At 71.8% G+C, this 15657-nt stretch carries 15 protein-coding genes; 1 reads left to right on the top strand and 14 read right to left on the bottom strand.

What is annotated here, in order from left to right:
- Nucleotides 1–19 precede the first annotated feature (19 nt).
- The 3 genes from cmk to aroH form a co-directional block, all read right to left on the bottom strand.
- Nucleotides 20–715, bottom strand: coding sequence for a (d)CMP kinase (cmk, locus tag OG956_RS28740; RefSeq protein ID WP_330340908.1), 696 nt, complete (start codon nucleotides 713–715; stop codon nucleotides 20–22).
- A 151-nt stretch (nucleotides 716–866) separates the two neighbouring features.
- Complete coding sequence (locus tag OG956_RS28735; RefSeq protein WP_330340907.1) at nucleotides 867–1952, bottom strand: prephenate dehydrogenase; 1086 nt, start codon at nucleotides 1950–1952, stop codon at nucleotides 867–869.
- Nucleotides 1949–2311: a chorismate mutase gene (gene aroH, locus OG956_RS28730; RefSeq protein ID WP_330340906.1), complete on the bottom strand. Its 363-nt coding sequence runs from the start codon at nucleotides 2309–2311 to the stop codon at nucleotides 1949–1951. The genes OG956_RS28735 and aroH overlap by 4 nt, the downstream gene beginning before the upstream one ends.
- Nucleotides 2312–2464: 153 nt before the next feature.
- On the opposite strand from aroH, the gene OG956_RS28725 reads away from it, so the two are divergent.
- Nucleotides 2465–2887 (top strand): Rieske (2Fe-2S) protein, encoded by a 423-nt coding sequence (locus OG956_RS28725; protein WP_330340905.1) that lies wholly within the window; start codon nucleotides 2465–2467, stop codon nucleotides 2885–2887.
- A gap of 59 nt (nucleotides 2888–2946) precedes the next feature.
- On the opposite strand, the gene OG956_RS28720 is transcribed toward OG956_RS28725, so the two are convergent.
- The 11 genes from OG956_RS28720 to OG956_RS28670 all read right to left on the bottom strand — a co-directional run bounded on the left by OG956_RS28720 (nucleotide 2947) and on the right by OG956_RS28670 (nucleotide 15512).
- Nucleotides 2947–3696, bottom strand: a complete 750-nt coding sequence (locus OG956_RS28720; protein ID WP_330340904.1) for a nucleotidyltransferase domain-containing protein — start codon at nucleotides 3694–3696, stop codon at nucleotides 2947–2949.
- A gap of 4 nt (nucleotides 3697–3700) precedes the next feature.
- Nucleotides 3701–4708, bottom strand: a complete 1008-nt coding sequence (locus OG956_RS28715; protein WP_330340903.1) for an ADP-ribosylglycohydrolase family protein — start codon at nucleotides 4706–4708, stop codon at nucleotides 3701–3703.
- Between the two features lie 78 nt (nucleotides 4709–4786).
- Entirely contained in the window at nucleotides 4787–5848 is a 1062-nt protein-coding gene (locus OG956_RS28710; RefSeq protein ID WP_330340902.1) for a pseudouridine synthase, read from the bottom strand.
- Nucleotides 5849–5860: 12 nt separating this feature from the next.
- Nucleotides 5861–6508: an SMC-Scp complex subunit ScpB gene (gene scpB / locus OG956_RS28705; protein ID WP_330340901.1), complete on the bottom strand. Its 648-nt coding sequence runs from the start codon at nucleotides 6506–6508 to the stop codon at nucleotides 5861–5863.
- The gene (locus OG956_RS28700; RefSeq protein WP_330340900.1) at nucleotides 6505–7539 is read right to left on the bottom strand and encodes a segregation and condensation protein A; all 1035 of its coding nucleotides are present in this window, start codon (nucleotides 7537–7539) and stop codon (nucleotides 6505–6507) included. Before OG956_RS28700 ends, scpB begins: the two co-directional genes overlap by 4 nt.
- Before the next feature lie 18 nt (nucleotides 7540–7557).
- Nucleotides 7558–8118: a hypothetical protein gene (locus tag OG956_RS28695; RefSeq protein WP_330340899.1), complete on the bottom strand. Its 561-nt coding sequence runs from the start codon at nucleotides 8116–8118 to the stop codon at nucleotides 7558–7560.
- On the bottom strand, nucleotides 8103–9236 hold the full coding sequence (locus OG956_RS28690; RefSeq protein WP_330340898.1) for a ParA family protein: 1134 nt from the start codon (nucleotides 9234–9236) through the stop codon (nucleotides 8103–8105). The genes OG956_RS28695 and OG956_RS28690 overlap by 16 nt, the downstream gene beginning before the upstream one ends.
- Before the next feature lie 413 nt (nucleotides 9237–9649).
- On the bottom strand, nucleotides 9650–10765 hold the full coding sequence (gene ald, locus OG956_RS28685; protein ID WP_330342975.1) for an alanine dehydrogenase: 1116 nt from the start codon (nucleotides 10763–10765) through the stop codon (nucleotides 9650–9652).
- A 144-nt stretch (nucleotides 10766–10909) separates the two neighbouring features.
- Nucleotides 10910–12970 carry a tetratricopeptide repeat protein gene (locus OG956_RS28680; RefSeq protein WP_330340897.1) on the bottom strand — a complete coding sequence of 687 codons (2061 nt, stop codon included), beginning with the start codon at nucleotides 12968–12970 and terminating at the stop codon, nucleotides 10910–10912.
- 181 nt (nucleotides 12971–13151) lie between these two features.
- Nucleotides 13152–13778 carry an NUDIX hydrolase gene (locus tag OG956_RS28675; RefSeq protein WP_330340896.1) on the bottom strand — a complete coding sequence of 209 codons (627 nt, stop codon included), beginning with the start codon at nucleotides 13776–13778 and terminating at the stop codon, nucleotides 13152–13154.
- A gap of 84 nt (nucleotides 13779–13862) precedes the next feature.
- Complete coding sequence (locus tag OG956_RS28670) at nucleotides 13863–15512, bottom strand: CTP synthase (RefSeq protein ID WP_330340895.1); 1650 nt, start codon at nucleotides 15510–15512, stop codon at nucleotides 13863–13865.
- Nucleotides 15513–15657: the final 145 nt, after the last annotated feature.

Here is a 15657-nt window from a genome sequence, read left to right as displayed (position 1 = left end):
CCCCTGGCGGAAGGCAGGCTCACTTCCCGGCCCGCTTCTCCTCGACCAGGGTGACGACGCACTCGATGACCTGGGCGAGGGTGAGCTCGGTGGTGTCCACCTCGACCGCGTCGTCGGCCTTGGCCAGGGGCGAGGTCTTGCGGGAGGAGTCGGCCGCGTCCCGCTTGATCAGCGCCTCGCGGGTGGCGTGCAGGTCGGCGCCCTTCAGCTCGCCGTTGCGGCGGGCCGCACGGGCCTCGGGGGACGCGGTGAGGAAGATCTTCAGGTCGGCGTCCGGCAGGACCGTCGTACCGATGTCACGGCCCTCGACCACGATGCCCCGCGCGGCGCCGGCGGCGATCGAGCGCTGCAGCTCGGTGATCCGGGAGCGCACCTCGGGCACCGCGCTGACCGCGCTGACCTTGGAGGTGACCTCCTGGGTGCGGATCGGGCCGGCCACGTCCACGCCGTCGACCGTGATGGTCGGGTTGGCCGGGTCGGTGCCGGAGACGATCTCCGGCTTGCCCGCGACGGCGGCGATGGCGGACGGGTCCTCCAGGTCGATGCCGTTGTTCACCATCCACCAGGTGATCGCCCGGTACTGGGCGCCGGTGTCCAGGTAGCTCAGGCCGAGCTGCGCGGCGACGGCCTTCGACGTGCTCGACTTGCCCGTGCCGGAGGGACCGTCGATCGCGACGATCACGGGCTTGGCGGACGGGGCGGCGCCGTTTTCCACGGAGGGACACCTTCCTGGTGCGGTGCGGGCGGGTGCGAGGGGCGAGAGCGCCCTGCACAAGGTTACTGGGTACGGGTCACTCGTCCGGACGCATGCGCCCGCGTCACCGGGCGCCCCACGGCCGCAGCGCCTGCCCCGCTCGCCGGGCGCCCTACTGCCGCAGCGCCCAGCCCCGCTCCCGCAGCGCCTCCGTCAGCACCGGCGCCGCCTTCGGCTCGACCATGAGCTGCACCAGACCCGCCTGCTGCCCGGTGGCGTGCTCGATCCGCACGTCCTCGATGTTGACCCCGGCCCGTCCCGCGTCGGCGAAGATGCGGGCCAGCTGGCCGGGCTGGTCGTCGATGAGGACGGCGACGGTCTCGTACACGCGCGGCGCGGACCCGTGCTTGCCGGGTACCCGCACCTGGCCCGCGTTCCCGCGGCGCAGCACGTCCTCGATGCCGGCGCTGCCCTCGCGCCGCTTGGCCTCGTCGGAGGACTGCAGGGCACGCAGGGCCTCGACGGTCTCGCCGAGGTCGGCGGCGACGTCGGAGAGCAGGTCGGCGACCGGACCCGGGTTCGCGGAGAGGATGTCGATCCACATGCGCGGGTCGGAGGCGGCGATCCGGGTCACGTCCCGGATGCCCTGCCCGCACAGCCGTACGGCGGCCTCCTCGGCGTGCTCCAGGCGGGCCGCGACCATGCTGGACACCAGGTGGGGCATGTGGGAGACGAGGGCGACGGCGCGGTCGTGGGCGTCGGCGTCCATGACGACCGGCACCGCCCTGCAGTGCGAGACCAGCTCCAGGGCGAGGTTCAGCACCTCGGTGTCGGTGTCCCGGGTCGGGGTGAGCACCCAGGGACGGCCCTCGAAGAGGTCGCCGGTCGCGGCCAGCGGGCCGGACTTCTCCCGCCCGGACATGGGGTGGGTGCCGATGTACGCCGACAGGTCCAGGCCGAGCGCCTCCAGCTCGCGGCGCGGGCCGCCCTTGACGCTGGCCACGTCGGCGTAGCCGCGGGCCAGCCCCCGGCGCATGGCGTCGGCGAGGACGCCGGCGACATGGGCCGGCGGGGCGGCCACGATCGCCAGGTCGACCGGGCCCCCGGGCGCCTCGTCGGTTCCGGCGCCCAGCGCGGCGGCCGTACGGGCCTGCTCGGGGTCGTGGTCGGCGAGGTGGACGGTGACCCCGCGCTGCGTCAGGGCCAGGGCGGCGGAGGTGCCGATCAGGCCGGTGCCGATGACGAGGGCGGTTCTCACTGGGCGATGTCCTTGCGCAGGGCGGCCGCGGCGCCCAGGTAGACGTGGTTGATCTCGGAGCGGGGCCGGTCCGACTCGATGTGCGCGAGGAGCCGTACGACGCGGGGCATGGCGCCCTCGATGTCCAGTTCCTGGGCGCAGATCAGGGGGACGTCGACGATGCCGAGCTTGCGGGCGGCGGCCGCCGGGAAGTCGCTGTGCAGGTCGGGGGTGGCGGTGAACCAGATGCTGATCAGGTCGTCGGTGCCCAGCCCGTTGCGCTCCAGGACGGCGGTGATCAGGGCGCCGACCTGCTCGTCCATGTGCTCGGCCTCGTCCCGTTCGAGTTGGACGGCCCCCCGGACCGCTCGTACCGTCACGGCGCTGCTCCCTGCTGACATGCGGATCTGTTCCTGGTTCGTCAAGCGTAGTCAGCCCGCGCGCCCGAGATGCGCGGCGCCCGATCGCTGAGACGATACGGAGAGTCCTTTGCATCGATTTCTGCAGATATCGACTGATGTACGGAGGCGGCAGTGACCGAGGATGTGAGGCGGCGCACGGTTCTGGTGACGGGTGCGGCGGTGGCGCTCGCCGTGCCCGTCGCGGCATGCGGCAGCAACAAGAGCGGCGGCGGCAGCACCACGGAGAGCGGCAGCGGCGTCAAGAGCGGCGGGGATCTGGGGAAGACCAGTGACATCCCGGAGGGCGGCGGCAAGGTCTTCAAGGACCGGAAGGTCGTCGTCACGCAGCCGAAGAAGGGCGACTTCAAGGCCTTCTCGGCGATCTGCACCCACCAGGGCTGCACGGTGAGCAAAGTCGCGAACGGCACCATCGACTGCCCCTGCCACGGCAGCAGGTTCCGCATCGCCGACGGCTCGGTGGCGCACGGCCCGGCGACCCGGCCGCTCCCCCCGAAGTCGATCAAGGTGCAGGGAAGTTCGATCAAACTGACGTGAGGGAACGTCGTACGCTCCGGGCTTGCGGCCCGAGACCCCGGGACGCGACCACACGGCGGTCAGCTCTCCAGGCGGACCCGGATCACGAAGTCGTGCAGGGCGTCGTGGGCGCTGGGCGCGTCGGGGAGGGGCGATGCCGCCTGCGCCTCGTCGAGCACGGCGTGCAGGCGCTCCACGTCGGCCTCCACGCGCGCGTGGTCGACGTCGGCGGCGCCGTGCTCCCGTTCGCGCTTGGCGGCTATCAGCTCGGGCACGTACGCGGGAGCGCCGACCGTGTCCAGCAGGGTGGGCAGATGGGCCTGCACGTCGCCGCTGCGCATGAGGTGGATGCCGGTGAGCAGCACCCGGAACGTGTAGAGCAGCGGCTTGAGTTCGCCGGTCTTCTCGAACAGCCGCCACTGGGTCACCGCGAAGCCCCGGTAGTGGTGGGCGTGGTGGCTGGAGAGGACGCCGGGGGCGAGCGCGGCCAGCTCGCGGTGGGCCTCACCGGTGTGCACGACCAGCGGCGAGAGCAGCTGCTCCAGCACATGGCCGTTGCGGCGGAGCAGCAGCCGTACGAACTTGCGCAGGTCGTGGGTGACGAGGTCCAGTTCGACGCCGTAGCGCACCCAGGCCCGGGAGCGGGTCTCCTCCGGCTCGCGCAGCCCGACGAGGTCGGCCGCCGGGAGCAGGTGGACGCCGCGCAGGTCCACGTCCGAGTCCTGCGAGGGGAAGCCGTAAAGATGGGCTCCGGAGACGGTCGCGAACAGCAGGGGGTCGGGCTGTTCCGCGACCACGGGCCTCAGGTCGATGTCGAGGTCGTCGATCATGGGCCTAAGCGTCCCAGAGCGCTCCCAGCGCCAACAGGTCGCCCCGGTACTCGATCCGCTCGGCCCAGTCGGCGGGCCAGGCGTCGGCGCCCAGCCAGGCGCCCGCGAAGGCGCCGGTGAGACAGGCGATGGAGTCGGAGTCGCCGGAGGAGCAGGCCGCCCGGCGCAGCGCGGTGACGGGCTCGTCGGGGAAGAGCAGGAAGCACAGCAGCCCCGTGGCGAGGGCCTCCTCGGCGATCCATCCGGCGCCGGTGGCCAGGCACGGGTCGGTCTCCGGGGAGACGGTCCGCACGGCCTCCTGGAGCCGGTCGAGGACGGCCAGGCACTCGTCCCAGCCGCGCGCGGCGAAATGCTCGGGGCTGGGGTCCTGGGCGCGGGTCCACAGGTCGCCGAGCCAGGTGTGGTCGTAGACGGTGCGGTGGTCGAGGGCGTAGGAGCGCAGCCGCCCGACCAGCCCGGCCGGGTCGGTGCCCTGGGCGAGCAGGTGGACGGCGTGGGCGGTGAGCTCGGAGGCGGCCAGCGCGGTGGGGTGGCCGTGGGTGAGCGCGGACTGCAACCGGGCGGCGCCGGCGCGCTGTTCGTCGCTCAGACCGGGGACGAGTCCGACGGGGGCGACCCGCATGTTGGCGCCGCAGCCCTTGGAGCCGGCCTGACTGGCGTCCTGCCAGGCCCGGCCCTCCTCCTTCAGCAGGCTGCACGCGGTCAGGCAGGTGTTGCCCGGGGCCCGGTTGTTGTCCGGGGAGTGGTACCAGTCCACGAACTCCTCGCGCAGCGGCCGCTCCAGCCGCTTCGGGGCGAGATACCCGCGTTGCATGGCCGTCCCGAGCGCGCGCCCGACGGCGAGGGTCATCTGGGTGTCGTCGGAGACGAAGGCGCGCTTCGGCAGCTCCATCTCCCGCCAGGGCCCGCACTTGGCGAGGATCTGCGGCACGTCGTTGAACTCGGTCGGGAAGCCGAGGGCGTCCCCGAGGGCGAGGCCCAGGAGTGCCCCGGTGGCGGCGCGCTTGGACATAGGATCATCATCCCCCTTTATCGTCACCCTGACAATAAAGGGGGATGGTGATCAACGCAAGGCGTTGTGAAGGCCCGCCTAGAGGTCGACCTCCTTCATCAGCATGCCGACCTCGGTGTTGGACAGGCGCCGCAGCCAGCCCGACTTCTGGTCGCCGAGGGTGATCGGGCCGAAGGCGGTGCGGACCAGCTTGTCCACGGGGAAGCCGGCCTCCGCCAGCATGCGCCGCACGATGTGCTTGCGGCCCTCGTGCAGGGTCACCTCGACCAGGTAGTTCTTGCCGGTCTGCTCCACGACCCGGAAGTGGTCCGCGCGCGCGTACCCGTCCTCCAGCTGGATGCCGTCCTTCAGGCGCTTGCCGAGGTCGCGCGGGATCGGGCCGACGATGTGCGCGAGATAGGTCTTCTTCACGCCGTACCGGGGGTGGGTGAGCCGGTGCGCCAGCTCGCCGTGGTTGGTGAGCAGGATGACGCCCTCGGTCTCGGTGTCCAGCCGGCCGACGTGGAAGAGCCTCGTCTCGCGGTTGGTGACGTAGTCGCCGAGGCACTGGCGGCCCTCCGGGTCCTCCATGGTGGAGACGACGCCGGCGGGCTTGTTCAGCGAGAAGAACTGGTACGACTGCGTGGCGACCGTCAGGCCGTCGACCTTGATCTCGTCCTTCTCCGGGTCCACCCGGCGGCCCTGCTCCAGCACGATCTCGCCGTTGACCTCGACCCGCGCCTGCTCGATCAGCTCCTCGCAGGCCCGCCGCGAGCCGTAGCCGGCCCGGGCGAGGACCTTCTGCAGCCGCTCGCCCTCCTGCTCGGCGCCGGGGAAGGTCTTGGGCAGCCTGACGTCCTTCTTGCCGGCGTACCGCTGCCGGTTGCGCTCCTCGACCTGCGCCTCGTACTCGCGCGGGCGCGCCGGGGCCGTACGGCCGCGCTGCTGGGGTTTCTTCGGGCCGCCCTTGGCGCCGCCGCGGGCCGCGCCGCCGCGCCCGGCCTTGGGGCCGTCCTTGGTGGCGCCGGGGCCCACGTCGTAGCGGCGCTCCTCGGGGCGGGGCTTGCGGGGACGGCCCTGCCCCTGCCGCTCGTCCCGGTTGTTGCCGGCGCCGCGGTAGTTACCGCGCCCGCCACTCTTGCCGCTGCCGCTGCTTCGCATCAAAGTTCCGTCTTAGTCGTCTGCGTCCTCTACGCCGGGCGCGTCGGGCGCGTCCGGGTCGAACGACGGAACCCCTTCCTGGGTCTCGGCCTCGATCGCCTCCGCCTCCGGGAGGAAGGGCGCGAGCTCCGGAAGCTCGTCCAGGCCGCGCAGGCCCATCCGCTCCAGGAAGTAGTTCGTCGTCCTGTACAGGATCGCACCTGTTTCGGGTTCCGTGCCCGCCTCCTCGACCAGACCCCGCTGCAGGAGGGTGCGCATGACACCGTCGCAGTTCACTCCGCGTACCGCGGAGACCCGGCTGCGGCTGACGGGCTGGCGGTAGGCGACCACCGCGAGGGTCTCCAGCGCGGCCTGGGTGAGCCGGGCGGTCTGGCCGTCCAGGACGAGCCGCTCCACGGCGGGCGCGTACTCGGCGCGGGTGTAGAAGCGCCAGCCGCCCGCCACGAACCGCAGCTCGAAGCCGCGCCCCTGCACGGTGTACTCGTCGGCCAGTTCCCGCAGCGCGTCCGCGACCTGCCGCCTCGGCCGCTCCAGCAGCCTGGCGAGGTGCTCCTCGGTCGCGGGCTCGTCCACGACCATGAGCATCGCCTCCAGGGCGGGCTTGAGGCCGAGATCGGCGACGCCCCGCAGCCCCGGGGGCAGCTCGGTGGTCTCGCTCATGCCTTCTTCTCCTCCTCGGGCCGCTCGGGCGGGCGGTCGAACTCGTCGGTGACCATCGGCGCCGTGTCGGCGTCGCCGCCGGTCCAGCGCACGAGCAGTTCCCCGAGCGCGGCCTCCTGCTCCAGGGCGACGGCCTTCTCGCGGTACAGCTCCAGCAGGGCGAGGAACCGGGCCACGACGGTCAGGGTGTCCTCGGTGTCCTCGATCAGCGCCCGGAAGCTGGCCTCGCCCAGCTCCTTCAGCCGGGCCACCACGATCCCGGCCTGCTCCTGCACGCTGACCAGCGGGGCGTGGATGTGGTCGACGTACACCTGCGGCTTCGGCTTGGGCTGCATCGCCTTGACGGCGAGCTTGGCGAACCCCTCGGGGCCGATGCTGATGACGACCTCGGGCAGCAGCTCGGCGTGGTGCGGCTCCAGGCCGACGGTGCGGGGCCACCGGCGGGCCTCGTCGTCGAGGCGGGCGCTGAAGATGTCCGCGATCTGCTTGTACGCCCGGTACTGCAGCAGCCGCGCGAACAGCAGGTCCCGCGCCTCCAGCAGCGCCAGGTCGGCCTCGTCCTCCACCTCGGCGGCGGGCAGCAGCCGGGCCGCCTTGAGGTCGAGGAGGGTGGCGGCGACGACGAGGAACTCGGTCGTCTGGTCCAGGTCCCAGTCGGGTCCCATGGCCCGGATGTGCGCCATGAACTCGTCGGTGACCTTGGACAGAGCGACTTCGGTGACGTCCAGCTTGTGCTTGGAGATCAGCTGCAGGAGCAGGTCGAAGGGGCCCTCGAAGTTGGCGAGGCGGACCTTGAAGACACCGTCGGAGGGCGGCTGGTCCCCGGAGGGGGCCGACTCCGGCTCCGGTGCGACGGCCTCCGGAACCGCCTCTTCCGGCTCCGGCTCCGGTGCGACGACCTCCGGAACGACCTCCTCGGGTTCCGGCTCCGGTGCGGCCGCCGGCTCGACCCGCGGAGCGCCCGGTCCCCGCCCCAGCGCACGCCGACGGCCGGCGCCGGCGCCGGGGAGGGGATGGTCGTTCGAGGTCATGGCCCCCGCAGGCTACCCCTACCGCCCGCGCAGCCGCCGTACGAGGATGCTCGCGTCCCCGCGGGACTCCAGGTCGGCCAGGACCACGGCCACCGCCTCGCGGACGATCCGCCCGCGGTCGACGGCGAGACCGTGCTCGCCGCGGAGCACGAGACGCGCGTGCTCCAGGTCCATCAGCTCCTCGGCCGACACATAGACCGTGATCTTCTCGTCGTGCCGTTCGCGTCCGCTGGGCCGCCGTGCCGCCGCCCGCCCGCGCTTGCGCGGCTGCGCGGCGGCGGAGGGGGCGCCGGAGGCGTCCTGCGCCGGCTGCCGCCGCGCCGGGCGGGTGCGGGACTCTCCTGCCCCGTCCTGCTCGGCCTCCGCCGCGACGTGTTCGGCGCCCTCGCCGTCGCCGCCCTGGACCGGCACCGACTGCGGTGCGTCCTCGGCGGCGGCCACGTCGTCGCTCTCCCCCGCCGGTGCCGGCACCCGGGCCTCACCGCCCGCCGCCCGCCGGGGAGTCGACGGCTGAAGCGCCATCCCTCCTGTCGTACGGAAGAGTTCGTCGGCCCCGGGCAGACTCACTCGGCGTGACACCGGGCGAGCACCTCCCTGGCGAGCTGGCGATAGGCGGCGGCACCGACGGAGTTGGAGGCGTAGGTGGTGATCGGCTCGCCGGCGACCGTGGTCTCCGGGAAGCGGACCGTGCGGCCGATGACCGTGTGGTAGACGTGGTCGTCGAACGCCTCGACCACACGCGCCAGGACCTCACGGCTGTGGACCGTGCGCGAGTCGTACATCGTGGCGAGGATGCCGTCCAGTTCCAGCTCGGGGTTGAGCCGCTCCTGGACCTTCTCGATGGTCTCGGTCAGCAGGGCCACACCGCGCAGGGCGAAGAACTCGCACTCCAGCGGCACGATCACCTTGTGAGCGGCCGTCAGGGCATTCACGGTGAGCAGGCCGAGCGAGGGCTGGCAGTCGATCACGATGTAGTCGTAGTCGGGCATCAGCGGCTTCAGGGCGCGCTGCAGCGTCGACTCGCGGGCGACCTCGGAGACCAGCTGGACCTCGGCCGCCGACAGGTCGATGTTGGAGGGCAGCAGGTCCATGTTGGGGACCGCCGTCTTCAGCAGGACCTCGTCGGCGGACATGCCCCGCTCCATGAGCAGGTTGTAGACCGTCAGGTCGAGTTCCATGGGGTTGACGCCGAGACCCACCGACAGCGCGCCCTGCGGGTCGAAGTCCACGAGCAGCACACGCCGGCCGTACTCCGCGAGCGCGGCGCCCAGGTTGATGGTCGACGTCGTCTTGCCGACGCCGCCCTTCTGGTTGCACATCGCGATGATCTTCGCGGGGCCGTGGTCGGTCAGCGGGCCCGGGATCGGGAAGTACGGCAGCGGGCGTCCGGTCGGGCCGATGCGCTCGCGGCGCTGGCGGGCCGCGTCGGGCGCGAGCGTGGCCGCGTACTCGGGATCGGGCTCGTACTCGGCGTCGGGGTCGTAGAAGTGCCCCTCGGGCAGTTCGTCGTAGTCGGCGAAGTGGTTGTGGGGCGCGCCACTTCCGTCGCCGGCCATGGCGTTCACGTGATGGCCATCCATGCTCTGGTGTGCTGTCCCGGCCGCCTGCGGACCGGAACTCTGGTGGGCTGCGAAGGTGCGCACAGCTACGGAGCCGACAGCCTCGAATCCCGCGGGGCCCTGGCCCCGTGCGGGCATTCCTGGTTGACCACCCCCGGGAGAAAATGTCGACTCATTCACAAGTCGTCTTACCTCCTTGGTGACCAGGAAACTTCTAGACAAGGTCAGCGTGGCACCATGCCGACGGTTGGCGACTCTATGGCGTGTCGGCGGTCCGCAGCAACACAATCCGCCGGACCCGGCAGGATGTGTCGGCAATGAAACATCTCGCTGTCAAGGGCGTACGGCCGTCGCACAGCAGGTTTCACCGGTGTACGAATCGGTCGAAGGGTTGCGTTCGAGGCGAGTTGACCAAGAGTCGCCAAGTGACCATACACACATCCGGCCGGACCTTGTCGGGCAAGGTCCGGCCGGGTGCGCGCTGTTGACGAGACGTGTTGACGAATCGCCTTTCACACCCTGGTGATTTAGCGACTCGGCAGGTCAGAGGGTCAGCCGAGCAGAGTCTCCAGCTCCACGTGCTCCAGGCCGTGCGCCTCGGCGACCTCCTTGTAAACGACCTTGCCGTCATGGGTGTTGAGACCCTTGGCGAGCGCGGCGTCACGGCGCAGCGCCTCCACCCAGCCGTTGTTGGCGAGGGAGACGATGTAGGGCAGCGTCGCGTTGGTGAGGGCGTTGGTGGAGGTGTTGGGCACCGCGCCGGGCATGTTGGCGACGCAGTAGAAGACCGAGTTGTGCACCTGGAAGGTCGGCTCGGCGTGCGTGGTCGGGTGGGAGTCCTCGAAGCAGCCGCCCTGGTCGATCGCGATGTCGACAAGGACACTTCCGGGCTTCATGCGGGCCACCAGCTCGTTGGTGACCAGCTTCGGGGCCTTGGCGCCGGGGATGAGGACCGCGCCGATGACGAGGTCGGCGTCGAGGACGGCCTTCTCCAGCTCGAAGGAGTTGGACATGATCGCCTTGACCTTCGTGCCGAAGATCTTGTCGGCCTCGCGCAGCTTGTTGATGTCGCGGTCGAGCAGGGTCACGTCGAAGCCCATGCCGACGGCGACCTGGGTGGCGTTCCAGCCGGAGACGCCGCCGCCGATGACGACGGCCTTGGCCGGGGTCACACCGGGGACGCCGCCCGGCAGCACGCCACGGCCGCCGGCCGCGCGCATCAGGTGGTAGGCGCCGACCTGCGGGGCCAGCCGGCCCGCGACCTCGGACATCGGGGCGAGCAGCGGCAGCGCGCGGTTCGGCAGCTCGACGGTCTCGTAGGCGATGGCCGTGGTGCCGGACTCGATGAGCGCGTCCGTGCACTCCTTGGAGGCGGCCAGGTGCAGGTAGGTGAAGAGGATCTGGTCCTTGCGGAGACGGTGGTACTCCTCCGCGATGGGCTCCTTGACCTTCAGCAGCAGGTCGGCGGTGGCCCACACCTCGTCGGCGGTGTCGAGGATGGCGGCACCGGCGGAGGCGTACTCCTCGTCCGTGATCGACGAACCGAGGCCGGCGCCCCGCTCGACGACGACCTGGTGTCCGTTGCGCACCAGCTCGTGCACACCGGCGGGGGTGATGGCCACCCGGAACTCGTTGTTCTTGACCTCGCGGGGGATGCCGACCTTCACGTCGATCACGGTCCTTGGCTCAGAGGGTATGGGGGTGCTTTACAGACGTACCCAGACATGCGGGGGCATACCGGGAGACACCGCAGGAACGTGCGGCAGAGCCAGTTTAATGAAGGTGTTCCGGCTGTCTAGCCTTTCATTGCATTAATCTTGGCTGGATGCACTACGGATTTCGCAGGCATTAGCGTCCTGTTCCGGGCCTGTCTCGTCCTCCGGAGCCTCTTCGGCCAGCATGCGCTCGGCCGCCACGCGGTGCAGACGGGCGGCGGTGGGGTCGCCGAGGTGCTCGAGGGTGTCGGCGAGCCGGAGCTGCAGCGCCGCGTGCAGTCCCGGGTCGTCGGCACGGCGCGCGCACTCCACCGCCTCGTGGCAGGTGCGCAGCGCCTCCTCGGGCCGCCCCGCGTGCTCCTGCACGCGGGCCAGCTCGCTCAACGCCCGCGCGTGGGAGGCCGCATCGCCGCTCCTGCGGTAGCCGGCGACGGCGGCCCGCCAGTTCCTGAGGGCCTCGCCGTAGCGGCCCGCGTGCGTGTGGGCGGTGGCGATGCGGCCGTAGAGCCGGGCGGCCTGCTCGTCTTCGCCGCGGGCCAGCCGCTCGGCCAGCGCCCGGCCGAACCAGTCGGCGGCCCGGTCGTGGTCCCCCAGCTCCTGGTGGGCGGCACCTACGGATTCCATTGCGCGGCCGATCGCATACGGGTCATGTGCTCTGCGTCCGGCGTCCAGAGCCGACCGGTACCGTGCCAGCGCCTCGCGGGTACGGCCGGTCCGCGCGTCCACGTCGCCCAGGTTGAGCAGGGCCGCCGCCTGCTCCCGGGCCAGTCCCTGCCGCTCGGCGACGTCCAGGACGAGGCCGTGCACGTCGTACAGGTCGGCGGCCGCGGCCTGGGTGCCCTCGTGCGCCACCATGGCCCTGACCAGCTGGGACATCAGCCGTCTCGCGAGGTTGTCCAGCCCTCCGTCGGCCACCGCGAGCCGCGCGGACGCCAGCAGCGCGGGGCGCCGGACGCGCAGCCAGTCGGCGGCGGCCCTGGGGTTCGGGAAGCGGATCTCGCGGGGCATCGCGTTCAGCTTCTCCCGGGCCTGCGGGCTGTCCGTCTCGGTGATCGCCCGGCAGGCCTGCAGCAGCCGTACCGTCCGCTCCAGCATCCGGGCGCGGGCCAGCTGCAGCTCCGCGGGCCGCTCCTCAGCCTCGGCGCGGGCGCGCAGCAGCGGGTGCAGCCAGCCGGGGACGTCGTACTGGGGCAGCGGGGAGGCGACCGTGCGCAGCAGGCCGAGGGCGACGAAGTCGTCCAGGGCGGCGCGGGCGGCGTCGACCGAGCAGCCGGCCAGGGCGGAGGCGGTGTGCGGGTCGACGAGGCCGGCCGGGGCGAGACAGAGCAGGCGCAGTATCCGGGCGGCCGGGGCGGCCAGGTCGGCGTGGACGTGCCGGAAGAGGCGGGCCGGCGGGGCGGCGTCCGTGCCGTCGTCGGTGTTCAGCCGCTTGGCGAGGTCGGACACGGCGGCCTGGGGCCGGGCGGCGAGCCAGCCGCCGGCCAGTACCAGGGCGGCGGGATGGCCCTGGCAGGCCTCGGCCAGGCTCTCGGCGGACCTCGGGTCGACCGTGATGCGCACGCTGCCGGCGTAGCGGGTGAGGAGTTCCACCGCTGACTTGGTGTCCAGGCCGCCCAGGGTGCAGGGGCGGACGTCGGCGATGCCCGTGAGGGGGCCGGAGGAGACGGCCACCACCAGGCAGTCGGGGGCCTCGGGGAGCAGCGCGTCGACCTGCTCGGCGCCGGCCGCGTCGTCCAGGAGCAGCACGGCGCGCCGGCCGGCGAGGGCGGTGCGCAGCGCCTCGGTCAGGTCGTCCTCGGCGGCGCCGGCGGGGGCCGGCAGCTTCAGCGCGGTGAGCAGGTCGCGGGCGGCGCGCCCGAGCGGGACGGGGGTGCCGTCGGGCTCGCTGAGCCGGGTCCGCAGCACCCCGTCGGGGTAACGGTGGGCGACCTGGCGTACGAGTTCCTCGGCGAGGGCGGTGCGGCCGGAGCCGGGGCGGCCCGCGATCAGCAGCACGCGCGCGCGTGGCGCCTTGCGGCCGGAGAGGGTGTCGAGCCCGGCGCGCTCGATGTCCGCGCGCAGCTCCTTCAACTCCCGTACGCGGCCCAGGAAATGGTCGTGCGCGCCGCCCTGCGCCGAGAGTCGTACGCCGCCTGCGTCCACCGCCTGATCCGTCACGGGCCACGCTCCCGTCCCACCTCACGCAAGCCCGCCGGATCTTCCGGGACGAGCCCTTCAGAGCCTAGTTCACGCTCTGCGACGTGCCGTGACGGGCGCGACCGAAACGTCCCCTGATCGGATCGGGCGATCGTCACACCAGTGGGCCGAACGGCCGCGGTTCAGGACGGAAGGGACGCGGTCAGGACTGGAAGGGGCGGGCCGGCCACGGGGCGTCGGCCGGGCGGAGCGCGTCGAGGCCGTCGCCGGCCTGGGCGGCCACCAGGGACAGGACGCCGACGACCAGGCAGTTGTTGTGCACGTCGCCTGCCAGCACCCGGCGCACCAGTTCCTCGACCGGCACGCGCGCGTGCTCCATGTCGGTCTCCTCGTGCTCCGCGGCGAACCGCTCCCCCTCGGCGTCGGACAGGCCGCGGGCGAGGAAGATCCGTACGGCCTCGTCGCAGCCGCCGGGCGTGGTGTACACGTCGGTCAGCACCCGCCAGTCCTCGGCCTTGACGTGCGCCTCCTCGTACAGCTCGCGCTGGGCGGCGTGCAGCGGGTTCTCCCCCGGCACGTCGAGCAGGCCGGCCGGGATCTCCCACAGCTTGTGCCGCACCGGGTGGCGGTACTGGTTGATCAGCAGCACCCGGTCCTCCTCGTCCAGGGCGAGGACGGCGACCGAGCCGGGGTGGACCTGGTAGTCGCGGCGGGCCACCGAGCCGTCGGGCATGACCACGTCGTCGGTGCGCACGGAGGTCTTGTTGCCCCGGAAGGGAATCTGGGTCGCCCGGATCTCCCACTCCTCGGGGGTGTCCTTGATCGTCATGCCCTGTCCTTCCACACGTGCGCGAAGCGGCCGGGGCGCGATCGTTGTGAACCCGCGCGCCCCGGCCACCGTACAACTGTTGTGTTACTGCGAGATCTTCCGCTCGACGGCGGCCTTCACCAGGCCGGCGAACAACGGGTGCGGACGCGTCGGCCGCGAGCGCAGCTCCGGGTGCGCCTGCGTGGCCACCAGGTAGGGGTGCACGTCGCGCGGGTACTCCACGTACTCCACGAGCTTGCCGTCGGGCGAGGTGCCGGAGAACAGGATGCCCGCCTTCTTCTCCAGCTCCGCGCGGTAGGCGTTGTTGACCTCGTAGCGGTGGCGGTGCCGCTCCTCGACGTACTCCTTGCCGTCGTACACCTCGCGCACGATCGAGCCCTCGGCGAGCTTCGCCGGGTACATGCCGAGGCGCATGGTGCCGCCCATGTCGCCCTCGCCGGCGACGATGTCCAGCTGCTCGGCCATGGTGGAGATGACCGGGTGGGCGGTGGCCGGGTCGAACTCGGTGGAGTTGGCGTCCGGGATGCCCGCCAGGTTGCGCGCGGCCTCGATCACGATGCACTGCAGGCCGAGGCAGAGGCCGAGCAGCGGGATCTTGTTCTCGCGGGCGTACTTGATCGCGCCGACCTTGCCGAGCACACCGCGGTCGCCGAAGCCGCCGGGGATGCAGATGCCGTCCACGTCCGCCAGCTGGGCCTTGGCGCCGGCCGGGGTCTTGCAGTCGTCCGAGGTCACCCACTTGATCTTCACGCGGGCGCGGTTGGCGAACCCTCCGGCGCGCAGCGCCTCGGTGACCGACAGATAGGCGTCGGGCAGGTCGATGTACTTGCCGACCAGCGCCAGGGTGATCTCGTGCTCGGGGTTGTGGACGCGGTCCAGCAGGTCGTCCCAGGTCGTCCAGTCGACGTCGCGGAACGGCAGGTCGAGCTTGCGCACGACGTAGGCGTCCAGGCCCTCGGAGTGCACGACCTTCGGGATGTCGTAGATCGAGCGGGCGTCCGGGCAGGCGACGACGGCGGCCTCGTCGACGTCGCACATCAGCGAGATCTTGCGCTTGATGGCGGTCGGGACCTCGCGGTCGCAGCGCAGCACGATCGCGTCGGGCTGGATGCCGATGTTGCGCAGTGCGGCCACCGAGTGCTGGGTCGGCTTGGTCTTCAGCTCGCCGGAGGGGCCGATGTAGGGCAGCAGCGAGATGTGCACGACGAAGACGTTGTCCCGGCCGACCTCGTGGCGGACCTGGCGGACGGTCTCCAGGAACGGCAGCGACTCGATGTCGCCGACGGTGCCGCCGACCTCGGTGATGACGACGTCCACCTCGTCCGTCGCCATACGCCGGATGCGGTGCTTGATCTCGTTGGTGATGTGCGGGATGACCTGCACGGTGTCGCCCAGGTACTCGCCGCGCCGCTCCTTGGCGATGACCGTGGAGTACACCTGGCCTGTAGTGACGTTGGCGGTGCCGTCCAGGTCGCGGTCGAGGAAGCGCTCGTAGTGTCCGATGTCCAGGTCGGTCTCGGCGCCGTCGTTGGTGACGAACACCTCACCGTGCTGGAAGGGGTTCATCGTGCCCGGGTCGACGTTCAGGTACGGGTCGAGCTTCTGCATCACGACGCGCAGGCCGCGGGCCTTGAGCAGCATGCCCAGGCTGGAGGCGGTGAGGCCCTTGCCGAGCGAGGAGGCGACACCCCCGGTGACGAAGATGTGCTTGGTCGTCGTAGATTTCGGCGGCATGGCCAAGAGGGGGCTCCCGTGGTCGCGGTCTGTCGTGCGGTACGGCCTTCGGTCCGGACGAGTCCGGGGGTGCCGTCGCTGCGGTTCGGGGGACGCCCCTTTTTCCTTCGGGGCCCACCGGTCCACGGGCTACCAGGGTATCAGC

Source organism: Streptomyces sp. NBC_00557, assembly GCF_036345995.1.
In the GTDB taxonomy this organism is placed as follows: Bacteria; Actinomycetota; Actinomycetes; order Streptomycetales; family Streptomycetaceae; genus Streptomyces.
This window is presented reverse-complemented; position numbering and strand designations above follow the sequence as displayed.